Below are 17,130 nucleotides of genomic sequence, written 5' to 3' on the forward strand. Positions count from 1 at the left end.
AATATTTTTACACTAAAATAATACCATAATATCGCCACTTAGGCAAATAAAAACGAGAAATTTTGAAAAACCAATTTAACTTTCATGCCCTTTTTTCAAAATACTTTATGCGCTTACGGCTGAGAAATGACAGTTTAGTAAATTTAACTTATAATGAAGTTAAGAAATAATCGAGGTTAAATAGTATGAGTGATTTAGAAAGTAAAGTTTTACATGCTGCTGCAGGGGAAAATCGACTTAATCCTGATGAACAACGACGCTATTTTGGAACATTTGCTGAACGTGTGGTCTTGTCAATACTGCTTGATGACAGTCGTTTGGAAGATACTAAAGCACGTTTCGAGGACATTTTAAAACATTTAGCGAGTGATTATGACATGTTATTTGTCAAAATTTCACCAAAATTGGCGGTCGCCGACCAATGTTACTATATGAAAATAGCGCAAAATCTTGAAATTCAAGCAACAATCGTTGATGAAAAAAATGCGCATTCACCTTATGGGATTATCGTTCATTCGAATCAAGCTGAAAATGTTGACAATCCACTGTTAGCAGTGCGTTTTCCACAAACACATGACAAACCAAAAGAAGCCCCTAAAAAGGGCTTCTGGTCAAAATTATTCAATAAAGATTAACGTTTGGTAAAGGCTAGTAGATTGCCAATATTTTGGGCGGTGCGTTCTAGATTTTGAGGAGCCTGCGCTAGCGTATTTTCCAAAGAATCGACGCCTGATATAATCGGAAAAGCTGCTTGAATATTAGCAGCTGGAAAGTCTGGCAAATCATCTTTTAAGCTACCGCAAATGGCAATGACTAATTTGCCTCTTGGCGTACGACTAGCAACGCCAACAGGGGCTTTCCCAGACAAACTTTGTTTATCCATGCGTCCCTCACCAACAATGACGACATCCGCAACTTGGACTCGACGGTCAAAGTTGAGCATATCAAGAACTGCGTCGATACCAGAGATAATTCGTCCGCCAGTAAACGCAGCTAGCCCTGCTGCCATTCCGCCACCTGCTCCTGCTCCCGCTAAATCAAGGATTACTGGGAAAAAGCTTTGGTAAAATTGCTCCATATCCTTATCAACACTTGCGAATTTTTCGTTTGCAAGTCCTTTTTGTCCACCAAAAACGTAGGTTGCGCCATTAGGACCGCATAGTGGATTGGTAACGTCAGTAATAATTGTTAGCTCAACTTGTGATAAATCCCAATGGTAATCTTCATAGGAAATCGTTGTGATGTTTCCAAGATTATCACCAACTGCAGCAACTTCTTGACCAGACTCGTCAAAGAAACGATAGCCTAATCCTGCTGCCATTCCAATACCACCATCATTAGTGGAACTGCCGCCAACACCAATCATGATTTCTTTGGTACCAAGGTCAACAAGATGTCCAATCATTTCACCGACACCTTTTGTCGTTAATGTTAGCGGATTGCGCTTATCAAGTGGAACTTTTTCCAAGCCACATATGTCAGCCATTTCAAAAACAGCTAATTGACCATTGGTCGCATAGTGAGCTTCCACAGGCTGACCTAATGCTCCCGTAACAATATGGCTATCACGCCTTAGGTGCAAACCATCAGTTAAGGTCTCCAAGGTTCCTTCGCCACCATCGCCAATCGGCATTAAGTCAAAAGTCGCATTTGGCAGTGCTTTTTTTAATCCCCTTTGAATGGCTTTTGCCGCATCGAGGGCAGATAAACTTTCCTTAAATGAATCGGGTGCTATCAATATGTGCATGGTACCAACTCCCCTTCATATGTTACTATATATACTATTATATAATTTTTTGAACGAAAGAGGTTAGAAAAACATGGAAAAATGGGATGCTTATTTAGCAAATGGGCAAAAAACAGGTCGTATCTTAACGCGTGGTCAGTCAATTCCTGATGATTTGTACCACTTGGCAGTAGATTGTTTGGTGCAACATGTTGACAATGATATTTTGTTTGTGCAAAGACATTTAGAAAAAGAGGCTTTTCCAGGATTTTTTGAAGCTAGTGCAGGTGGCTCTGCTCTTTATGGTGAGGATTCTAAACAAGCTGTTCGACGTGAGTTGCTGGAAGAAACTGGGCTTCTACCAGTTGAATTAACATTTTCAAAAAGGACTGTTTACAAAGATGACAATTGCATCATGGATAGCTACCTTGCTCTGGTAAATTCTCCCAAAGATACCATAACTCTCCAAAATAGCGAAACCATTTCGTACCAATGGGTGGCAAAAGAAAAGTTAAAAGCATTTTTAGAAACACACCCAGTCGTTCCACGACACCGCTTACTGATAGAAACATTATTTTTAGATGATTAAGAGGCTAGGATTTTATCCCTAGCCTCTCTTTTTGTGCCTACTGTAAGTTATTCTGATTTTTTGCGGCGTTTGAGTTCGAGCAAAGCTATGCTTGCTAGGCTTAAAACACCTGCAAAGGTAAGAAGTGTGCCATCTTTTTCACCTGTCGCTGGTAAAATTTCAGCAGTATCAGTAGCTGTTAGTGTTTCAAGATTGGCATCTACTGTGATAGGTGTAGTTGTCGTTTCCACGACAGAAGCTTGTGCTTGATCATCAGGTGTCACGCCAGTTTCAGCTGAGGTTTGTGTTGCCATATCTGATGATTGAGCAGCTTCTTGAGCATAAATAATGCCGTATTGACTAAAATGTTCCGTATCAAAGATGACAAATTTCAATGTTTGCCCTGCCACAGTACGGCTGATTTCTTCAAATACTAGTGACTGTGGTTGTCCATTTTCTGGGAGATAAAAGACTTGAGCAACAGTCTTGCCAGCATCAATTGGTAAAATAACTCGCACTGTTTTTGTAATGGCTAAGACATTTCCAAAATCGTCAGTTGGCTGAATATCAAACAAATCGTAATCTGTTCCTTTTAGAACTTCTGGTGTTTTGACATCATTTGTTTCTTGGTGACTTACCTTGATTTTCTTAATGTCATCACGTTCACCTGCTCCTAAAATAACGCTAACACCACTTGCTTCATCATAAAGCGTGCGTTCCGTTTCAGCGCTAGCTTTTTTCAAACGTAAAATGGTAGCTGTTAGTGGCTCGAGGGTTAATCCTGTTTCAGTCATTGTGACACCGCTTGGATTTTCTATCGCTTCTACTCCTGCTTGCTTACCATCTGCAATGATTTCAGCTGATAGGAGATTTCGGTAATCATCTGTCAATACAAAATCACGCGCCACGGTATCTGCATTGATAAAAACAGCGTAAATATCGCCATTGCTAGCAATTGTTTGATAAGCAATAATCAAATCTTCTTGCCCAACACCATTTTCATTTGGAATGGTTATCAAGCTCACATTGCGGTCAACTTCTTCTTTGGTTTTAAGCGTAAAAGCATCTGTTGAGCGGCGAATGGCAATCAAACCTTTTGTATAAGTCTGGCTTTGCGTATTTTCTGGGTAAGCTTCGCTATCTGTGGCTTTAGCCCAATCAAAATGATTAATCGCATCTGTCGAATCATAAGAATCACTGATGAAATATGGGTATTCAAACGGTGTGCCGTCAGCATTGGTCAACAAATCAGATTTTGCTGGCACTTTATCTGCTGAAACTGGTGTCTTGTAATCCTCGTCAAGGAATTGTTTCGTACGACCGTACTCTTGACCAGAATGAATAAAGGCAGTTCCTTGGGATGTCAAGACAATAAGGTTTCCTAAACGCAAACGACGTTGGATTTCTGCTTCATTTTCAGCAACAGCTGGGTCTTTTTGAATGGATTTTGCAATCACATCATGAAGCGTTAAATTGTCATGAGCAGCAATGTATTGAATCACATCACCTGGGTCATCTGCGGTGAAATTACTTGGCTGAGCTTTAATATTATTAAAGAGTGTTTGCAAATCTTTTGCGCCACCTGTAATAAATGCTGCCGCTCCTTCACTTGGATAACCTGATTTGAGGAGGTTACGAATGTCATCAGAGAAAGAAGCGACGCTATCAGTTTGTGACATCCAAGTCTGGTCTGCTGGTTGTCGGCTATCATTAGCATCTCCAGCATAAGAAATCCATCCCTCGCCAAGCATGATAATATTCGGATTCAGTGCTTTAGCCGTATCATATGCCATGTGCACCGTTTCGGCATCCAAATCTCCCATCATATCAAAACGGAAACCGTCAACTTTGAACTCATCAACCCAATAAGCAATTGAATCAAGCACCAAACGTCTTGTCATATAATGCGTTGTTCCTGGGCGACCGCCACCAAAGCTTGTTTTAACTGTTCCATCAGCTTCCATAAAATGATAATAATTTGGCTCCAAATCTTCAAGAATAGCAAGGTCAGCTGTGTGATTGTAAACCACATCAAGAATAACACCCATCCCACGTTTATGGATTTCAGCAATCAAATTCTTGAATTCCTCAATGCGTTTTGCTGGGTTAGTTGGGTCTTCTGAATACATTCCTGTCAAAGCAAAGTAGCTCTGTGGGTCATATCCCCAGTTATAATTCGTATTGCTAGAAGCATAGTCCGTCAAACGCTCAGCATTCGCCAATTCATTGACATAATAATAGCTCATCACTGGCAAAAGTTGAATATGCGTCACGTCAAGCTCTTGAAGGTAATCTATTTTTTCAACAAAGGCTGCAAAAGTCCCAAATTGATGTTGAAGTTCATCTGAAATAGCGATATCTGATGTGAAATCACGAACGTGTGCTTCGTAAATAATAGCATCTTCACGATCTGTGTATCCGCTAATATCAGCGTAGGTCAATTCTTGATTGCCAATTGTACTAGTATCCACAATCGCAGCTTTTGCTACCTTGTATGACGGGTCAGTTCCAATCAAATCACTATTCCATTCCGCTAATGATTTAGCATAAGGGTCAAGTGCGAGAACCGTTTCATCTCCACGTGTGATTTCATAATGATAATAATAACCACGATAATCAGAAACACCAAGACCCGATTCTTGCGTCAAAGCTGCTGACCATTGGCCCTTATCACCTTTAACCATAGCAATCTTTCCAACAACCTTAGTTTGGTCATCTTTATCATAAAGAACCACCGAAACACTATCTGCACTTGGTGACCAAACAGTCAAATCAACACGCACTCCTTCTTCTGACACACGCGCGCCTAACTCACCATCATAGGCATAAAGAGAATCTGTATATTGCCAATTGGTCTTAGCTTGATAGTCATCACCAGCATAACTAACCGTGTATGGTGCTAAAAGTTGTGAAAAATCACCAATAATCGTTGACTGATTAGTTTCAGGATTCAATACAAGGTCAGAAATAGTCATCAGATTACCATCTTTATCAGTTACCTTAACATTTTCAAATAACTCATCCTTATCAGCGTCAGCTAAATTGCTAACGATAGCAACAATCTCTGTCGGACTTGTTTGCTGAACTGATATCAAACGAATAGTGCTTACAAAATATGGATTCGTGTAAATTGTCTTATCCTCGTCTTTCAAAAAAATTTGTGTGTGATTAGCTAAATCTTTAAAGCTATAATTGTCTGGCTGAATTTTGGCATCATCGCCCTCCTTAGACTCATCTAGTAAGAGAAATCCAAGTTCATTGAAATCTGATAGAGTAATATCCATATCAGTTTCAGTCACAACAGTTTGGGTATCATCTTCACTAATGGTTAATTCAGTATTTTCAACCTCAGCTTGCATGTCAGCTAAGATATCAGTCTTACTTTGTGCAACTTCATTGGCTTGCTCTGCTATTTCCCATTGATTTGTTACCAATTCCGTTGCCGTTTCAGCGCTGACTTGGTCAGCGGAGACGATATTTGCTAAACTAGCACTCCAAAAAAGAGCCGACTTCCCCTTTCCATACAGAACCTCCGTATCTTTCAACATAATGATTTTTTACGATTTCAGTATACAAAATATTTTTAATTTGCGCAATCGTTTTCGTAAATATTTTTTAGCATTATTCATGACTTCAAAATAAATATTATATAAGTTGTTTTAATTTAAATGCAATCGATTTCTTCGAAAAATACAAAAAAACCGAGCATGGCTCAGCTTCTTTGGTTGTATCGTTAAACATGCAAATGCAGTGCTTAATAATTAGTAATTTCTGGTCGGTCGTGGACATTACTTTTCTTACCTTGGCGTGCTTTTAAAACAGCATCAACATCTTCAACACTAACGCCAGTTTCGACCAACATTACTGCCAAATGGTACAGAACATCTGCTGTTTCATTGGCGATTTCATCTTTGTCTGCATTTTTGGCTGCAATAACAACTTCTGTCGCTTCTTCCCCAACCTTTTTAAGAATTTTATCCAATCCTTTATCAAAAAGGTAATTGGTATAAGAGCCTTCCTTTGGATTTTCTTTACGGTCTATTGCTTCTTTATATAATGTTTCTAGCATGTCTTTATCCTTTCTATCATCACAAAATGTCATTGAAAAAACAGCTGTAAGCGCCCGTATGACAAGCAGCGCCCTCTTGCTTAACAGCGACCAATAAGGTATCACAGTCGCAATCCGTTTTGATTGATTTGACGTATTGATAATGACCGCTAGTTGCCCCTTTATGCCAGATTTCTTGACGTGAGCGGCTCCAGTAGTGCATTTGCTTGGTTTCCAATGTTAAGTGATACGCTTCTTCGTTCATGTAGGCTAACATCAGTACTTGTCCTGTTTGGTAATCCGTCACAATCACGGGAACAAGACCATCTTGTTTCGCAAAATCAAGTTTTATTTCACTCATTGTCTCACCTCAATTCCTGCAGCAGCCATGGCAGCTTTGGTATCAGCAATTGAAACTTCGCCAAAGTGGAAAATGGAAGCGGCAAGCGCACCTGTTGCAGTTGTTTTTTCAAAAACGTCAACCATATGGTCAATATTTCCTGCACCACCAGACGCAATGATTGGAACATTAACCACATCAGCGACAGCATTTAGCATATCCAAATCAAATCCTGACTTCGTGCCGTCTTTATCCATGCTAGTTAGTAAAATCTCACCTGCACCAAGGCTGACAACAGCCTTTGCCCATTCAATCAAATCAATGCCAGTATCCTTGCGCCCACCTGCCACATAAACATGCCAAGTGCCGTCAGCTTCTTTACGAGCATCAATAGCCGATACCACACATTGATTGCCAAATTTTTCAGCACAATCTTTGATGAGTTGAGGATTGGCTACCGCAGAAGAATTAACCGCGACCTTGTCCGCACCAGCTTTGAGCATTTTATTCATGTCCTCAACCGAGCGAATACCACCGCCAACTGTAAAAGGAATGAATACTTGGTCAGCCACACGTTTCACCATTTCCACAGTTGTATCACGTTTTTCATGTGTTGCGGTAATGTCCAAGAACACCAATTCATCACACCCAGCTTCATAATAAGCACGCGCCGCATCAACAGGGTCACCAACATCTGTTAAATTAACAAAATTAACCCCCTTAACCACGCGCCCATCTTTAACATCAAGACAAGGAATAATGCGTTTTTTCAGCATAAGCTATCCTCCAAAAGCTTTCAATTCGTCAAGGCTAATATTGCCGTTATAATAAGCTTTACCAACGATTGTCCCAGCAACACCAATTTCTTGCAATTTCACCAAATCATTCTTCTCAGCAATGCCGCCAGAAGCAATAACTTTAGCCGTCGTTAACTCAGCCACTAAACGTTCATAATGTTCAAAATTTGGTCCTGTTAGCGTACCATCACGGTCAACATCTGTATAGACAAATAGGGTCACCCCCATTTTCTCCATGGCTTTAGCTAAGCTGATGTAGTCAACATTACTCGTTTCTAGCCAACCTTCAGTTGCCACAAAACCATTTTTAGCATCAATACCAACCACAATTTTATCACTACCAAATTTATCTAAAGCTGCCTTGACAAAATCTGGATTTTTCACTGCCATAGATCCGATAATCACACGGTCAATACCAACTGCTAGGTAATCTTCAATTTGCTCAAGGGTACGAATACCGCCACCAACTTCGACACCAAGCCCTGATTCTTGCTTCAACTTGGCAATTAAATCGCGATTCGTTGCTCGCCCATCAAGCGCTCCGTCCAAATCAACAACGTGAATAAATTCAATGCCAGCTTGCGCAAAGATTTTTGCTTGTCCAAGCACATCTGGATTAACAACCGTTTTTTGGTTGAAATCACCTTTAAAAAGACGAACTGCCTGTCCTTCTTTAATATCAATCGCTGGAAGAATCTGCATATAAACTCCTTTTCTTTATAAAACGCTACTCTAAGCAACTTAAAATCATTCTTAGTCACCACAAAGGGCAATAAATTTTTCAAGAATTCCTAAACCGACGTCACCTGATTTTTCAGGGTGGAATTGCGCTCCGTAAACATTATCCTTGTGAATCATGGCTGGTACTTCAATACCATAATCAGCAGTCACATCAATGTATTCTTTCGGAACATCTGTAAAATAGCTATGCACAAAATAAACGGATTTGCCAGCAAGCCCTGCTGTTAACGGACTATCTTGTTTCACTGTCAAATCATTCCATCCCATATGCGGAACAGGCATAGTCTTAGTTGCTTGAATTTCACGACAAACACCTGGGATAAAGCCAAGTCCTTGTGTTTCTTGGTGTTCCAAGCCAATCTCTGTCAAGACCTGCATTCCTAAACAAATGCCCAGTAACGGCGTTCCCTTAGCTACTGCTTCCTTGATAGCAGAAACCAGGCCACGCTGTTGTAACTCAGCCATGGCAGCAGGATAAGCACCAACCCCTGGCAAAATCAGACCGTCCGCAGCTAAAATCTTGTCTCGATTACTAGACAATTCAGCCTGAACACCGATTTTCTGTAAAGCTCTTAACACATTAGCAGTATTACCTGCATCATAATCAATCACAATTATCATATCTCAGCTCTCAAGCCTTCCACACACTACTAAATGAGACGTGTCATGGCTGATTTCCTTTCTCTGTATTTTAAAGCAATCCTTTTGTTGAATTAACACCATGGATTTCAGGGTTAATGGTAATTGCTTCGCGAAGAGCACGACCAGTTGCCTTAAAAAGACTTTCTGATTTATGGTGATTATTTTTTCCGTGTAAAATCTTCAAATGCAAATTCATCTGAACATTAAATGCCAAGGCTTGAAAAAATTCTTCAACCAATTCTGTATCAAAATTGCCAAGTTTTGGATTATCAAACTCACAATCAAAAATAAGGTAGCTACGCCCTGATAAATCAAGACTTGCCATACCAAGCGTTTCATCCATAGGAACGAAAGCTGTACCATAACGATTGATGCCAGCCTTATCGCCAAGGGCTTCTTTCAAAGCTTGTCCTAAAACAATTCCCACATCTTCAACCGTATGGTGACTATCAACATGCAAATCACCATCTGCTTTTACTACAAGGGAAATACGGCTATGTCTTGCAAAAAGGGTCAACATATGGTCAAAAAAACCAACACCAGTATCAATCTCTACTGGTTCTTGAGCATCTAAATTAAGGCTCAACTTAATCTTTGTTTCAAAGGTATTACGTTCAATCTCTGCTTGTCTCATAAAATATCCTTTTCTTTCTGTGCAAGTAACGTCACTAGTTTTTACCATCTAAAATATCAATGACTTTGTACAAATCTGCTTCGTTGATTTGGTAAGGCGCTTCTTTTCGTACAACTGGCTTAGCACAAAAAGCGATACCAATACCAGCTGTTTTAATCATTGGTAAATCATTAGCACCATCTCCCATAGCAATGGTTTGACTTAATTCTAAGCCATTTTCAGCTGCCCACTCAATCAAGCTAGCTTTCTTGACGTCTTTAGTGACGACCTCGCCAAGAACCTTGCCTGTCAAAACACCGTCTTTAACTTCTAAGCGGTTAGCCTTGACATAATCAAGTCCGATACGTTTTGCCAACACATCAACCGTTTCATGGAAACCGCCTGACACGACAGCCACTTTATAACCACGACGATGCAATTCTGCCACTAATTTTTCAGCACCATTTGTAAAATGCATGCGCGCAAGCACCTTATCAAAAATGCTTTCTGGCAAGCCCTTCAATAAACCGACACGTTCATCTAACGCTTGTTTAAAATCAAGTTCACCATTCATGGCACGCGCAGTAATGTCAGCAATCTTCTCACCAACACCCGCTTCTTCACCCAATAAATCAATTCCTTCTTCTTGAATGAGGGTAGAGTCCACATCCATTACCAATAATCCATTTACCTTAGTCATGACGCACCTCAATAGCTCTAGCATGAGCTTGTAATCCTTCAGCATAAGCAAGTGTTGTAATATCGTGACTAGCTGCATTCACAGCAATTTTTGAATATTGCATATACTGGATACGTTTGACAAAATCATGCACACCTAGCGCTGATGAGAAACGGCTTGTGCTAGTTGTTGGCAAAATATGATTTGCCCCTGCGTAATAATCACCGATTGGTTCACTCGTGAAATGCCCAAGGAAAACAGAACCCGCATTTTCAATCGCATCAAGATAATCATAAGCATTATCCATAGCAATTTCCAAATGTTCTGGCGCCACTTGGTTCATCAATTCAAACATTGCCTCAACAGAATCTGCAATGATGATACGACCATTATTTTCAACAGAAGCACGTGCAATTTCTTCACGTGGCAAGGTTTTAAGTTGTTCTTCGATTTCCTTTTCAACCGCATCCGCTAACGCTGCTGAATTTGTCACCAAAATCGCACGCGCACGCACATCATGCTCAGCTTGTGAGAGCAAATCTGCTGCAACGTATTTTGGATTGGCTGTGTCATCTGCGATCACACCAATTTCAGACGGACCTGCAATCATGTCAATACCAACAATACCGTAAACGAGTTTTTTAGCTGTCGCAACAAAAATATTTCCTGGTCCAGTAATCTTATCAACACGAGGAATTGTTTCTGTACCATATGCCAAAGCAGCAACACCCTGAGCCCCACCAATTTGATAAATCTTATCAACACCAGCTAACGAAGCAGCCACCAAAATCGCAGGTTCGAAATGCGCTTGTGGCGGTGTAATCATGATAATTTCTTTAACACCAGCAATCTTAGCTGGAATGACATTCATCAAAACAGATGACGGATAAGCAGCAGTTCCACCTGGGACATAAACCCCAACACGCTCAATCGGACGAATCAATTGCCCACGAACAACGCCTTCAGTTGGTTGGTCCTCAAATCCTTTTTCCAACTGTTGCTTGTGATAACTTTCAATATTCGCTTTGGCATTTTTGAGAGCTTCCAAAACCTCGGCATCAATTTCCTCAAACGCTTGGTCAACCAACTCCTTACCAACTTCAAAATTATCAAGCGTAATCTTGTCAAATTTTTCGGAATAGGCTTTAAGTGCTTTATCACCATTTTCTTTGACATCTTCTAAAATTTGACGAACCGCATCATCAACATCAAGATTTTCTTTGCTTAATTCTAATTGTTCTTGGTAGAGAATTTTTGAAATTTCTTCTGTCGTTCCTGTTAAACGTTTCATTTAAAAGCTACCTCCTCATTTCCAACGATATTTTCCAATTTTTGAATAAATGGCATGATTTCAGGATTATTTTTCAAAGCCGCTTTGTTCACAATCAATCGTGCCGAAATGCGGCAAATATCTTCATAAACTTTAAGACCGTTAGCAACTAGCGTATTTCCAGTCTCAACAATATCAACAATAGCGTCCGCTAAACCAATAACAGGAGCAATCTCAACACTTCCTTGAATTGAAATGATTTCGACATCTTCTCCTTTTTTATTGAAATAATCGGTCGCAATGGTTGGGTATTTTGTAGCAATTCGTTTTCGTTTATGGTCATGTGGGTCATAAGAATCCGTTGAAGCTACTGAGAATTTACATAAACCAAAATTCAAATCAAGCATTTCAAGATAACCTGTTGGGTGCTCAATCAACAAGTCCTTTCCGACCACACCAAGGTCAGCCACACCATGGCGCACATACGTTGTCACATCAGGTGCCTTGACAAGCAAAAAACGGAATTTTTTATCTGGGCTTTCAAAAATAAGATTACGTCCCTTATTTTCCATAAACGTCATGTCAAAACCCGCTTTTTCCAGAAGTTTTACCGTATCTTTTTCAATACGTCCCTTGGTTAAAGCAATCGTAATTTGATTTTCCATTAGGCACCTCCTTCTAAATTATCATGTACAGCTTGGTAAACGGCATCAATATCTACTGCCCAACCGACCGCAGTCAATTTTTTAGCCCCAAAACGTTCAAAAAGTTTATCGTAACGCCCACCTGAGGCAAAAGCGTCTGGCACCTTATCTCCAAAGACTTTGAACATCACGCCAGTATAATACGGCATTGTCGGAATTTGTGCCAAATCAATGTTGCTCTTTGGTAAAATTTCAGATACTTGATTGAGCAAGTTTTCCAAATCTGTTAAAGCAGCCAAAATCGCTTGATTCTTGACAAGTACACGCGCACTTTCTAAAACTTGATGACTTTCTCCAAAAAGATAAGGCAAATTTTTCAAAAACTCATCAAATTCACTTGGATATTTTTGGGTAAATTCATTTAACTGAGTGATATTTTTATCTTTAATCGCTTGTGCCAAAGTTTCTTCAACTGCTTGTGGCAAAGCCAAAGTTTCAAAAATGGTTTGTAAAATCGCAGCATGTGAAAATTCAAATTGATAAGACGGAATATCCGCTCTATCAAGAGCTTCCTTGGCTGATTGGATTGCCTCAAAAACAGCTTCCTTAGCTGGAAAACCAACAATCTCAACACCAGCTTGCGTGTGCTCATTCATCAAACCACGCATTTCTTCGTTGTATTTGAAAACCTTGCCCGAATAGGAGAATTTAATCGGCGTTTCAACTTGCGTCGAAGCAATGACACGTCCAATCTGACTGGTAATATCAGGACGAAGCGTCAGCAATTCACCACTTTTATCAAAGAAATTGTAATTATTTTTCGTAATCGTATCACTAAAGACTTCAAAATGTTCCAAGGTCGGTGTTTCAATTCGATTGAATCCCTGACTCATCAAGAAATCACTGATATCACGTTCTATTTTGTAGGTAACACGCGCACGTTTAAATAACTTATCATGCATTCCCACAGGTAATGTTGTTTTTTTCATTTTGTCAACTCCTAACATCATTAAAATTAGGCTTTCTGATAGTCTTTAATCGCTTCAATCACTCGTTCCATTTCAGCCTGCGTTCCGATTGAAATTCGCAAATGATTTTTGATACGTTCAACTTTCGGAAAATAACGAACATAGATATTCTTAGCTTGCAAATAATCAAATAAATTCGCTGCATCATTTTGAGGACATTCCGCTAAGACAAAGTTGGTCTTTGATTCTAAAACTGGGAAGTCAAGGTCTCGTAATTCCTTAGTAAACCAATCTCTTGTCGCTATAATTTTTTGACACGTATCTTCGTAATAATCCCATGATTCAACAGCCGCCACAGCTAATTTCTCAGCAATTAAATCAACATTGTAAGGATTGACCGAATTTTTAACGGCATTAATAACCGACATTAATTTTGGACTTCCCATACCATAGCCAACTCGCAAACCAGCAAGCGAAGCATCTTTTGAAAATGTTCGTGTAATAAAGACATTATCATATTTTTTGAGCAATGGCAGAGCTGTTTCACCACCAAAGTTAATATAAGCTTCGTCAATAATAACCACCACATCTTGATTAGTCTTTATAATCGCCTCAATAGCCTCTAAAGATTTGTAAATGCCAGTCGGTGCATTTGGATTCGTCAGAACAACACCACCATTATCAGCAATATAATCATTACCATCAATCTCAAAATCGCTAGTTAACGGCACTTCATGGTAATTAATGCGGTACAAATCAGCCCAAACTTTGTAAAAACCATAAGTCAAATCAGGAAATAGAACAGGCTCATCACTATTAAAAAATGCAAGAAATGCCATAGATAAAACATCATCTGACCCATTACCAACAATGATTTGACTTGGATCAAGACCATGTTGCTTAGCAAGCACAACACGTAGTGATTCTTGATCCAAAGTTGAATATTTCCGCAATTGATGAACGTCAAAATGTGAAAACACTTCTGCTACTTTTGGACTTGGTCCATAAGCATTTTCATTTGTATTCAATTTTATTAAATTTTCACCGCTTGGCTGGCTACCAGCTACATAAGGTTCAATATCTCTCAATCCTTTAATAGTTGTCATAATAACGCCCTTTCTATTTCTGATATTCAAAAAACGCCCTCGCAAAAAAATGCAAGGACGTTAAAAACGTGGTTCCACCTCTGATTCAACAGCCAGTCGCCTAGACTGTTCTCATGAAGTACATGACTTCTGCTCCGTAACGTGGAACCACTCGTCGTGCACTACTGTCAGCTCTATCAGCTGAGTTCGCACACGCGCTCAAGAATGTGTCGCCCAAGGATTGCACGCTTTTCTCACCACCAAGCACTCTCTGTCTGTTGTCTCAGGCTTTTTCTATCAACACTTTTATATTTAAAAATATTCTACAAGAAAATTCTGAAAATAGCAAGCTTAAAATCAAGATTTTTATATTTATACAAAAAAATCTGCCAACTTTAGCTGATTTAGGTTGAAAAAGTCTTTTTTAATGCTTCTTTTAAGTTCCTCAATTTGCATTTTTAAGTTCAAACTTGCTTTATGCCGTCGGCTAATTTCAAAGAATCTCTGATTAATTATAGTTCTTTCAAAATATCATCTAAAATTTCTAGACAAATATCTGCAGCTTTTTCAATAGATGAACGAAATTCTGCCGCACCACCCGTTATACTGTCCGAAACCGTTTTAAGGATAAGATTTGGAATGTTATTCTGGTCACAAATCAAGACAATTGCTACACTTTCCATATCACAAATATCAGCCTTAAAGTCATGATTTAAGGTACGTTTCTTTGTCTCATCAGCAATAAATTTATCACCAGAAGCGCAGATAACTGGACGAATAAAAGGGTAATGATTTTTTACCAACTGCACATACTTCTTCGTTGTTGGCAAATAGATATCTTGATATTCCAAATAACGCCCAACTTCGCAATGGTCAGCGGCTGAGGTATCCATATCATAATGGATCACCTTTTCAACTAAACAAATATTGGTTACCTTTAATTCTTCCGTAAGAGCACCGACCACACCATAATTAACAATTAAATCGACATCAAAAAGGCTAATTAATAATTGCGTACAGGCAGCAGCTCTGATTTCTCCTGCACCTGACTGTGTAATATATAAAATTTTATCATCAAATGTAACCGAATAAACTTTAGCCCCTCTGATATCTTCTCTTTTGAGCTTATCAGCCTATTTTCTCACGACTGACTGTATTTCAACAGCCACCACCATACCAATCTTTTTCATTGTCACGCCTCATTTTAGTTATCAAAAAAGGTTTGGCAATTTTTCCAAACCTTTATATTGTATCAGTCAACACAGTCGCCTTAAAAACGAATTTGTTCACGTGTTTTTTCGTACGATGATACGAAACGATCTGTGACACCTGGTTCAACCGTTTCAAGTGCGTATGAAATTTCATCAAATGATGCTTGATAGTCATTATCAACTTCAAATAATTTCAAAGCGTGTTCAAAACTACTTTGCACACTTGGTTCAAAACTACGGTAACGATTTGAGTATTGCAATAATTGTTCTGTCAATGTCGCATTTTGAACCACTTGATAAGTAGCATTTTCAAGATTTGCAATAGCTGATGTCGCAACATCTGTTAAACGAGATACAGCTTCAATATCGATACGACCGCGACTAAGTTCATCAACTAACACTTCCAATTGTGAACTTGTTGTGAAGAAGGCGCTCAAAAAATCTTGTGGAATACCTGGTAAATTACGTTTTTCCATATAACGTTTAATCATATGTAAACGATTAATATATTGTTCCAAACTTTGACGAGCAATCGTCTCGATTTCTTCAATATTCTTAACTTGTTCAAAGACTTCCATTTGCCCTTCTTCGACAGCAGCCAATGTTTTTAAAGTTCTGTCAAAAGTCACTTGCAATTCAGAGAATGGCTTGTCTTGTGTCTCAAAAGCAACAACGATTGGCAACACTTCCGTTTCAATCTCTTCCAAATTTTTAGTAAATGAACGAAGGCTAAGACTTTCACTGTCATTTAAAATGTACTTGTGAGATAGACGTTTAATTTCATGAGCAAGTTGTTCATTATTTGCCTTAGCATGAACCAAATAGTCAGGAATAATCTTGCTATCTTTAAGCGCAGCCTTATGAGCAGCAATTTCGCGTTCAAACAATTCATACAATGAATCGATTTTCTCTTGAATGTGCTCATTTTCATCACGGGCACGGTCTAAATCCAACGTAACAAGTTCAGAAGAATTGGCACGAATAGAGTCGCGAACTTCTTGGAAACGTGTTTCAATATTCTTTTCAGCAAAATGATAATTCTGCTCAAGCAGACGACGATAACCTTGCTCTAAATCATCAAGTTGGTCTGGGAAATCATCCTCTAATTTTGCAACAATCGCTGGAATTTGTTCTGAAATCTGACCAAGTGCGATAGTGTGTTCTTCTGCACGATCAAGCACTTCAGACGCTTCAACAGGGTCACCAGTTGAATTAAGTGTTACAAATTGAGAAAACTCAGCTTCAATGTTTTTTAATTGTTTTTCAATCTCAGACATTGTAGAGCCAAAATTATCCTCTTTTTCTGAAATAGAAGCTTGCAATGTTTCGTACAAATCTAAAGCGTGTTTAACACGAGCACTATTTTTTTCTTCTTGTTCTTTCAAGACAGCAAGTGCTTCACGAATCGAATTAATGTCCTCTTCAACTAAATTTAATTGGCTTTCGACATTATCAATTTCGTGTTTTGCTCTAATGAATTTAAAACTATCATTTAGATTTTCAGCTTCAAAAATATGATTTTCAATATCCGAAAAAGAATTTAAAGAAAGGTCAACCCATTTTTGATTCCATTCACGAAATGTTGTCTGACTTTGTCCAATAAGATGAAGATTTTTAACAGCCTCAACTTCTTCATTCACAGGTAAGCCAAATAATGATTGTTTTCTTTCTTCTAAACTTGCAATCAATGAATCGTTTCGCTTGCGTACAATAACGCCAACTAGGTAAGCAACAATTACTAATAAAACTATTGCTACAAGCAGTAATATAATTCCGCTCGACATTTAAAACTCCTTAT

General features: G+C 38.9%; 17 protein-coding genes. 2 read left to right on the top strand and 15 right to left on the bottom strand.

What is annotated here, in order from left to right; genetic code table 11:
* Positions 1–185: 185 nt before the first annotated feature.
* A complete protein-coding gene (locus CCC20_RS02160; RefSeq protein ID WP_061100395.1) occupies positions 186–635 on the top strand; it encodes a YueI family protein in 450 nt (149 codons plus the stop codon).
* On the opposite strand, the gene CCC20_RS02165 is transcribed toward CCC20_RS02160, so the two are convergent.
* A complete protein-coding gene (locus CCC20_RS02165) occupies positions 632–1,747 on the bottom strand; it encodes a glycerate kinase (RefSeq protein WP_061100394.1) in 1,116 nt (371 codons plus the stop codon). The two genes, CCC20_RS02160 and CCC20_RS02165, sit on opposite strands and share 4 nt — an antisense overlap.
* 73 nt (positions 1,748–1,820) lie before the next feature.
* Here CCC20_RS02165 and CCC20_RS02170 point away from each other — a divergent pair, with 73 nt between their 5' ends.
* A complete protein-coding gene (locus CCC20_RS02170) occupies positions 1,821–2,315 on the top strand; it encodes an NUDIX hydrolase (protein WP_013852056.1) in 495 nt (164 codons plus the stop codon).
* 47 nt (positions 2,316–2,362) lie between these two features.
* Here CCC20_RS02170 and CCC20_RS02175 read toward each other — a convergent pair whose 3' ends face one another.
* From CCC20_RS02175 to ezrA, 14 genes are all read right to left on the bottom strand, one after another.
* The gene (locus CCC20_RS02175; protein ID WP_287178847.1) at positions 2,363–5,842 is read right to left on the bottom strand and encodes a pullulanase; all 3,480 of its coding nucleotides are present in this window, start codon (positions 5,840–5,842) and stop codon (positions 2,363–2,365) included.
* A gap of 206 nt (positions 5,843–6,048) precedes the next feature.
* Entirely contained in the window at positions 6,049–6,363 is a 315-nt protein-coding gene (hisE, locus tag CCC20_RS02180) for a phosphoribosyl-ATP diphosphatase (RefSeq protein ID WP_041972819.1), read from the bottom strand.
* A 19-nt stretch (positions 6,364–6,382) separates the two neighbouring features.
* A complete protein-coding gene (hisI, locus tag CCC20_RS02185; protein WP_009854557.1) occupies positions 6,383–6,703 on the bottom strand; it encodes a phosphoribosyl-AMP cyclohydrolase in 321 nt (106 codons plus the stop codon).
* Positions 6,700–7,458, bottom strand: a complete 759-nt coding sequence (gene hisF, locus CCC20_RS02190) for an imidazole glycerol phosphate synthase subunit HisF (RefSeq protein ID WP_061100392.1) — start codon at positions 7,456–7,458, stop codon at positions 6,700–6,702. The genes hisI and hisF overlap by 4 nt, the downstream gene beginning before the upstream one ends.
* Before the next feature lie 3 nt (positions 7,459–7,461).
* Positions 7,462–8,181 (bottom strand): 1-(5-phosphoribosyl)-5-[(5-phosphoribosylamino)methylideneamino]imidazole-4-carboxamide isomerase, encoded by a 720-nt coding sequence (gene hisA / locus CCC20_RS02195; RefSeq protein WP_009854559.1) that lies wholly within the window; start codon positions 8,179–8,181, stop codon positions 7,462–7,464.
* A gap of 51 nt (positions 8,182–8,232) precedes the next feature.
* A complete protein-coding gene (gene hisH, locus CCC20_RS02200; protein WP_003065613.1) occupies positions 8,233–8,841 on the bottom strand; it encodes an imidazole glycerol phosphate synthase subunit HisH in 609 nt (202 codons plus the stop codon).
* A 70-nt stretch (positions 8,842–8,911) separates the two neighbouring features.
* Positions 8,912–9,496, bottom strand: coding sequence for an imidazoleglycerol-phosphate dehydratase HisB (hisB, locus tag CCC20_RS02205; RefSeq protein ID WP_013852062.1), 585 nt, complete (start codon positions 9,494–9,496; stop codon positions 8,912–8,914).
* 34 nt (positions 9,497–9,530) lie between these two features.
* Positions 9,531–10,175, bottom strand: coding sequence for a phosphoserine phosphatase SerB (serB, locus tag CCC20_RS02210; RefSeq protein ID WP_003065617.1), 645 nt, complete (start codon positions 10,173–10,175; stop codon positions 9,531–9,533).
* Positions 10,168–11,445 (bottom strand): histidinol dehydrogenase, encoded by a 1,278-nt coding sequence (hisD, locus tag CCC20_RS02215; RefSeq protein ID WP_069788893.1) that lies wholly within the window; start codon positions 11,443–11,445, stop codon positions 10,168–10,170. The genes serB and hisD overlap by 8 nt, the downstream gene beginning before the upstream one ends.
* The gene (hisG, locus tag CCC20_RS02220) at positions 11,442–12,089 is read right to left on the bottom strand and encodes an ATP phosphoribosyltransferase (RefSeq protein WP_013852064.1); all 648 of its coding nucleotides are present in this window, start codon (positions 12,087–12,089) and stop codon (positions 11,442–11,444) included. The genes hisD and hisG overlap by 4 nt, the downstream gene beginning before the upstream one ends.
* Positions 12,089–13,057 carry an ATP phosphoribosyltransferase regulatory subunit gene (locus tag CCC20_RS02225; protein WP_041972824.1) on the bottom strand — a complete coding sequence of 323 codons (969 nt, stop codon included), beginning with the start codon at positions 13,055–13,057 and terminating at the stop codon, positions 12,089–12,091. Before CCC20_RS02225 ends, hisG begins: the two co-directional genes overlap by 1 nt.
* A 26-nt stretch (positions 13,058–13,083) precedes the next feature.
* The gene (gene hisC / locus CCC20_RS02230) at positions 13,084–14,142 is read right to left on the bottom strand and encodes a histidinol-phosphate transaminase (protein WP_058692375.1); all 1,059 of its coding nucleotides are present in this window, start codon (positions 14,140–14,142) and stop codon (positions 13,084–13,086) included.
* Positions 14,143–14,633: 491 nt separating this feature from the next.
* Entirely contained in the window at positions 14,634–15,230 is a 597-nt protein-coding gene (locus CCC20_RS02235) for a 5'-methylthioadenosine/S-adenosylhomocysteine nucleosidase (protein ID WP_259294241.1), read from the bottom strand.
* 161 nt (positions 15,231–15,391) lie between these two features.
* On the bottom strand, positions 15,392–17,116 hold the full coding sequence (gene ezrA / locus CCC20_RS02240) for a septation ring formation regulator EzrA (protein WP_003065636.1): 1,725 nt from the start codon (positions 17,114–17,116) through the stop codon (positions 15,392–15,394).
* Between the last annotated feature and the right edge of the window lie 14 nt (positions 17,117–17,130).

Source organism: Streptococcus sp. LMAG:39 (assembly GCF_008680485.1).
GTDB classification, from domain to species: Bacteria; Bacillota; Bacilli; order Lactobacillales; family Streptococcaceae; genus Streptococcus; species Streptococcus pasteurianus.

Bases quoted from the DNA above. Each gene is read 5' to 3' on its own strand.
- CCC20_RS02160 (WP_061100395.1), top strand. From the start codon at position 186: ATGAGTGATTTAGAAAGTAAAGTTTTACATGCTGCTGCAGGGGAAAAT.
- CCC20_RS02165 (WP_061100394.1), bottom strand. From the start codon at position 1,747: ATGCACATATTGATAGCACCCGATTCATTTAAGGAAAGTTTATCTGCC.
- CCC20_RS02170 (WP_013852056.1), top strand. From the start codon at position 1,821: ATGGAAAAATGGGATGCTTATTTAGCAAATGGGCAAAAAACAGGTCGT.
- CCC20_RS02175 (WP_287178847.1), bottom strand. From the start codon at position 5,842: ATGTTGAAAGATACGGAGGTTCTGTATGGAAAGGGGAAGTCGGCTCTT.
- hisE (WP_041972819.1), bottom strand. From the start codon at position 6,363: ATGCTAGAAACATTATATAAAGAAGCAATAGACCGTAAAGAAAATCCA.
- hisI (WP_009854557.1), bottom strand. From the start codon at position 6,703: ATGAGTGAAATAAAACTTGATTTTGCGAAACAAGATGGTCTTGTTCCC.
- hisF (WP_061100392.1), bottom strand. From the start codon at position 7,458: ATGCTGAAAAAACGCATTATTCCTTGTCTTGATGTTAAAGATGGGCGC.
- hisA (WP_009854559.1), bottom strand. From the start codon at position 8,181: ATGCAGATTCTTCCAGCGATTGATATTAAAGAAGGACAGGCAGTTCGT.
- hisH (WP_003065613.1), bottom strand. From the start codon at position 8,841: ATGATAATTGTGATTGATTATGATGCAGGTAATACTGCTAATGTGTTA.
- hisB (WP_013852062.1), bottom strand. From the start codon at position 9,496: ATGAGACAAGCAGAGATTGAACGTAATACCTTTGAAACAAAGATTAAG.
- serB (WP_003065617.1), bottom strand. From the start codon at position 10,175: ATGACTAAGGTAAATGGATTATTGGTAATGGATGTGGACTCTACCCTC.
- hisD (WP_069788893.1), bottom strand. From the start codon at position 11,445: ATGAAACGTTTAACAGGAACGACAGAAGAAATTTCAAAAATTCTCTAC.
- hisG (WP_013852064.1), bottom strand. From the start codon at position 12,089: ATGGAAAATCAAATTACGATTGCTTTAACCAAGGGACGTATTGAAAAA.
- CCC20_RS02225 (WP_041972824.1), bottom strand. From the start codon at position 13,057: ATGAAAAAAACAACATTACCTGTGGGAATGCATGATAAGTTATTTAAA.
- hisC (WP_058692375.1), bottom strand. From the start codon at position 14,142: ATGACAACTATTAAAGGATTGAGAGATATTGAACCTTATGTAGCTGGT.
- ezrA (WP_003065636.1), bottom strand. From the start codon at position 17,116: ATGTCGAGCGGAATTATATTACTGCTTGTAGCAATAGTTTTATTAGTA.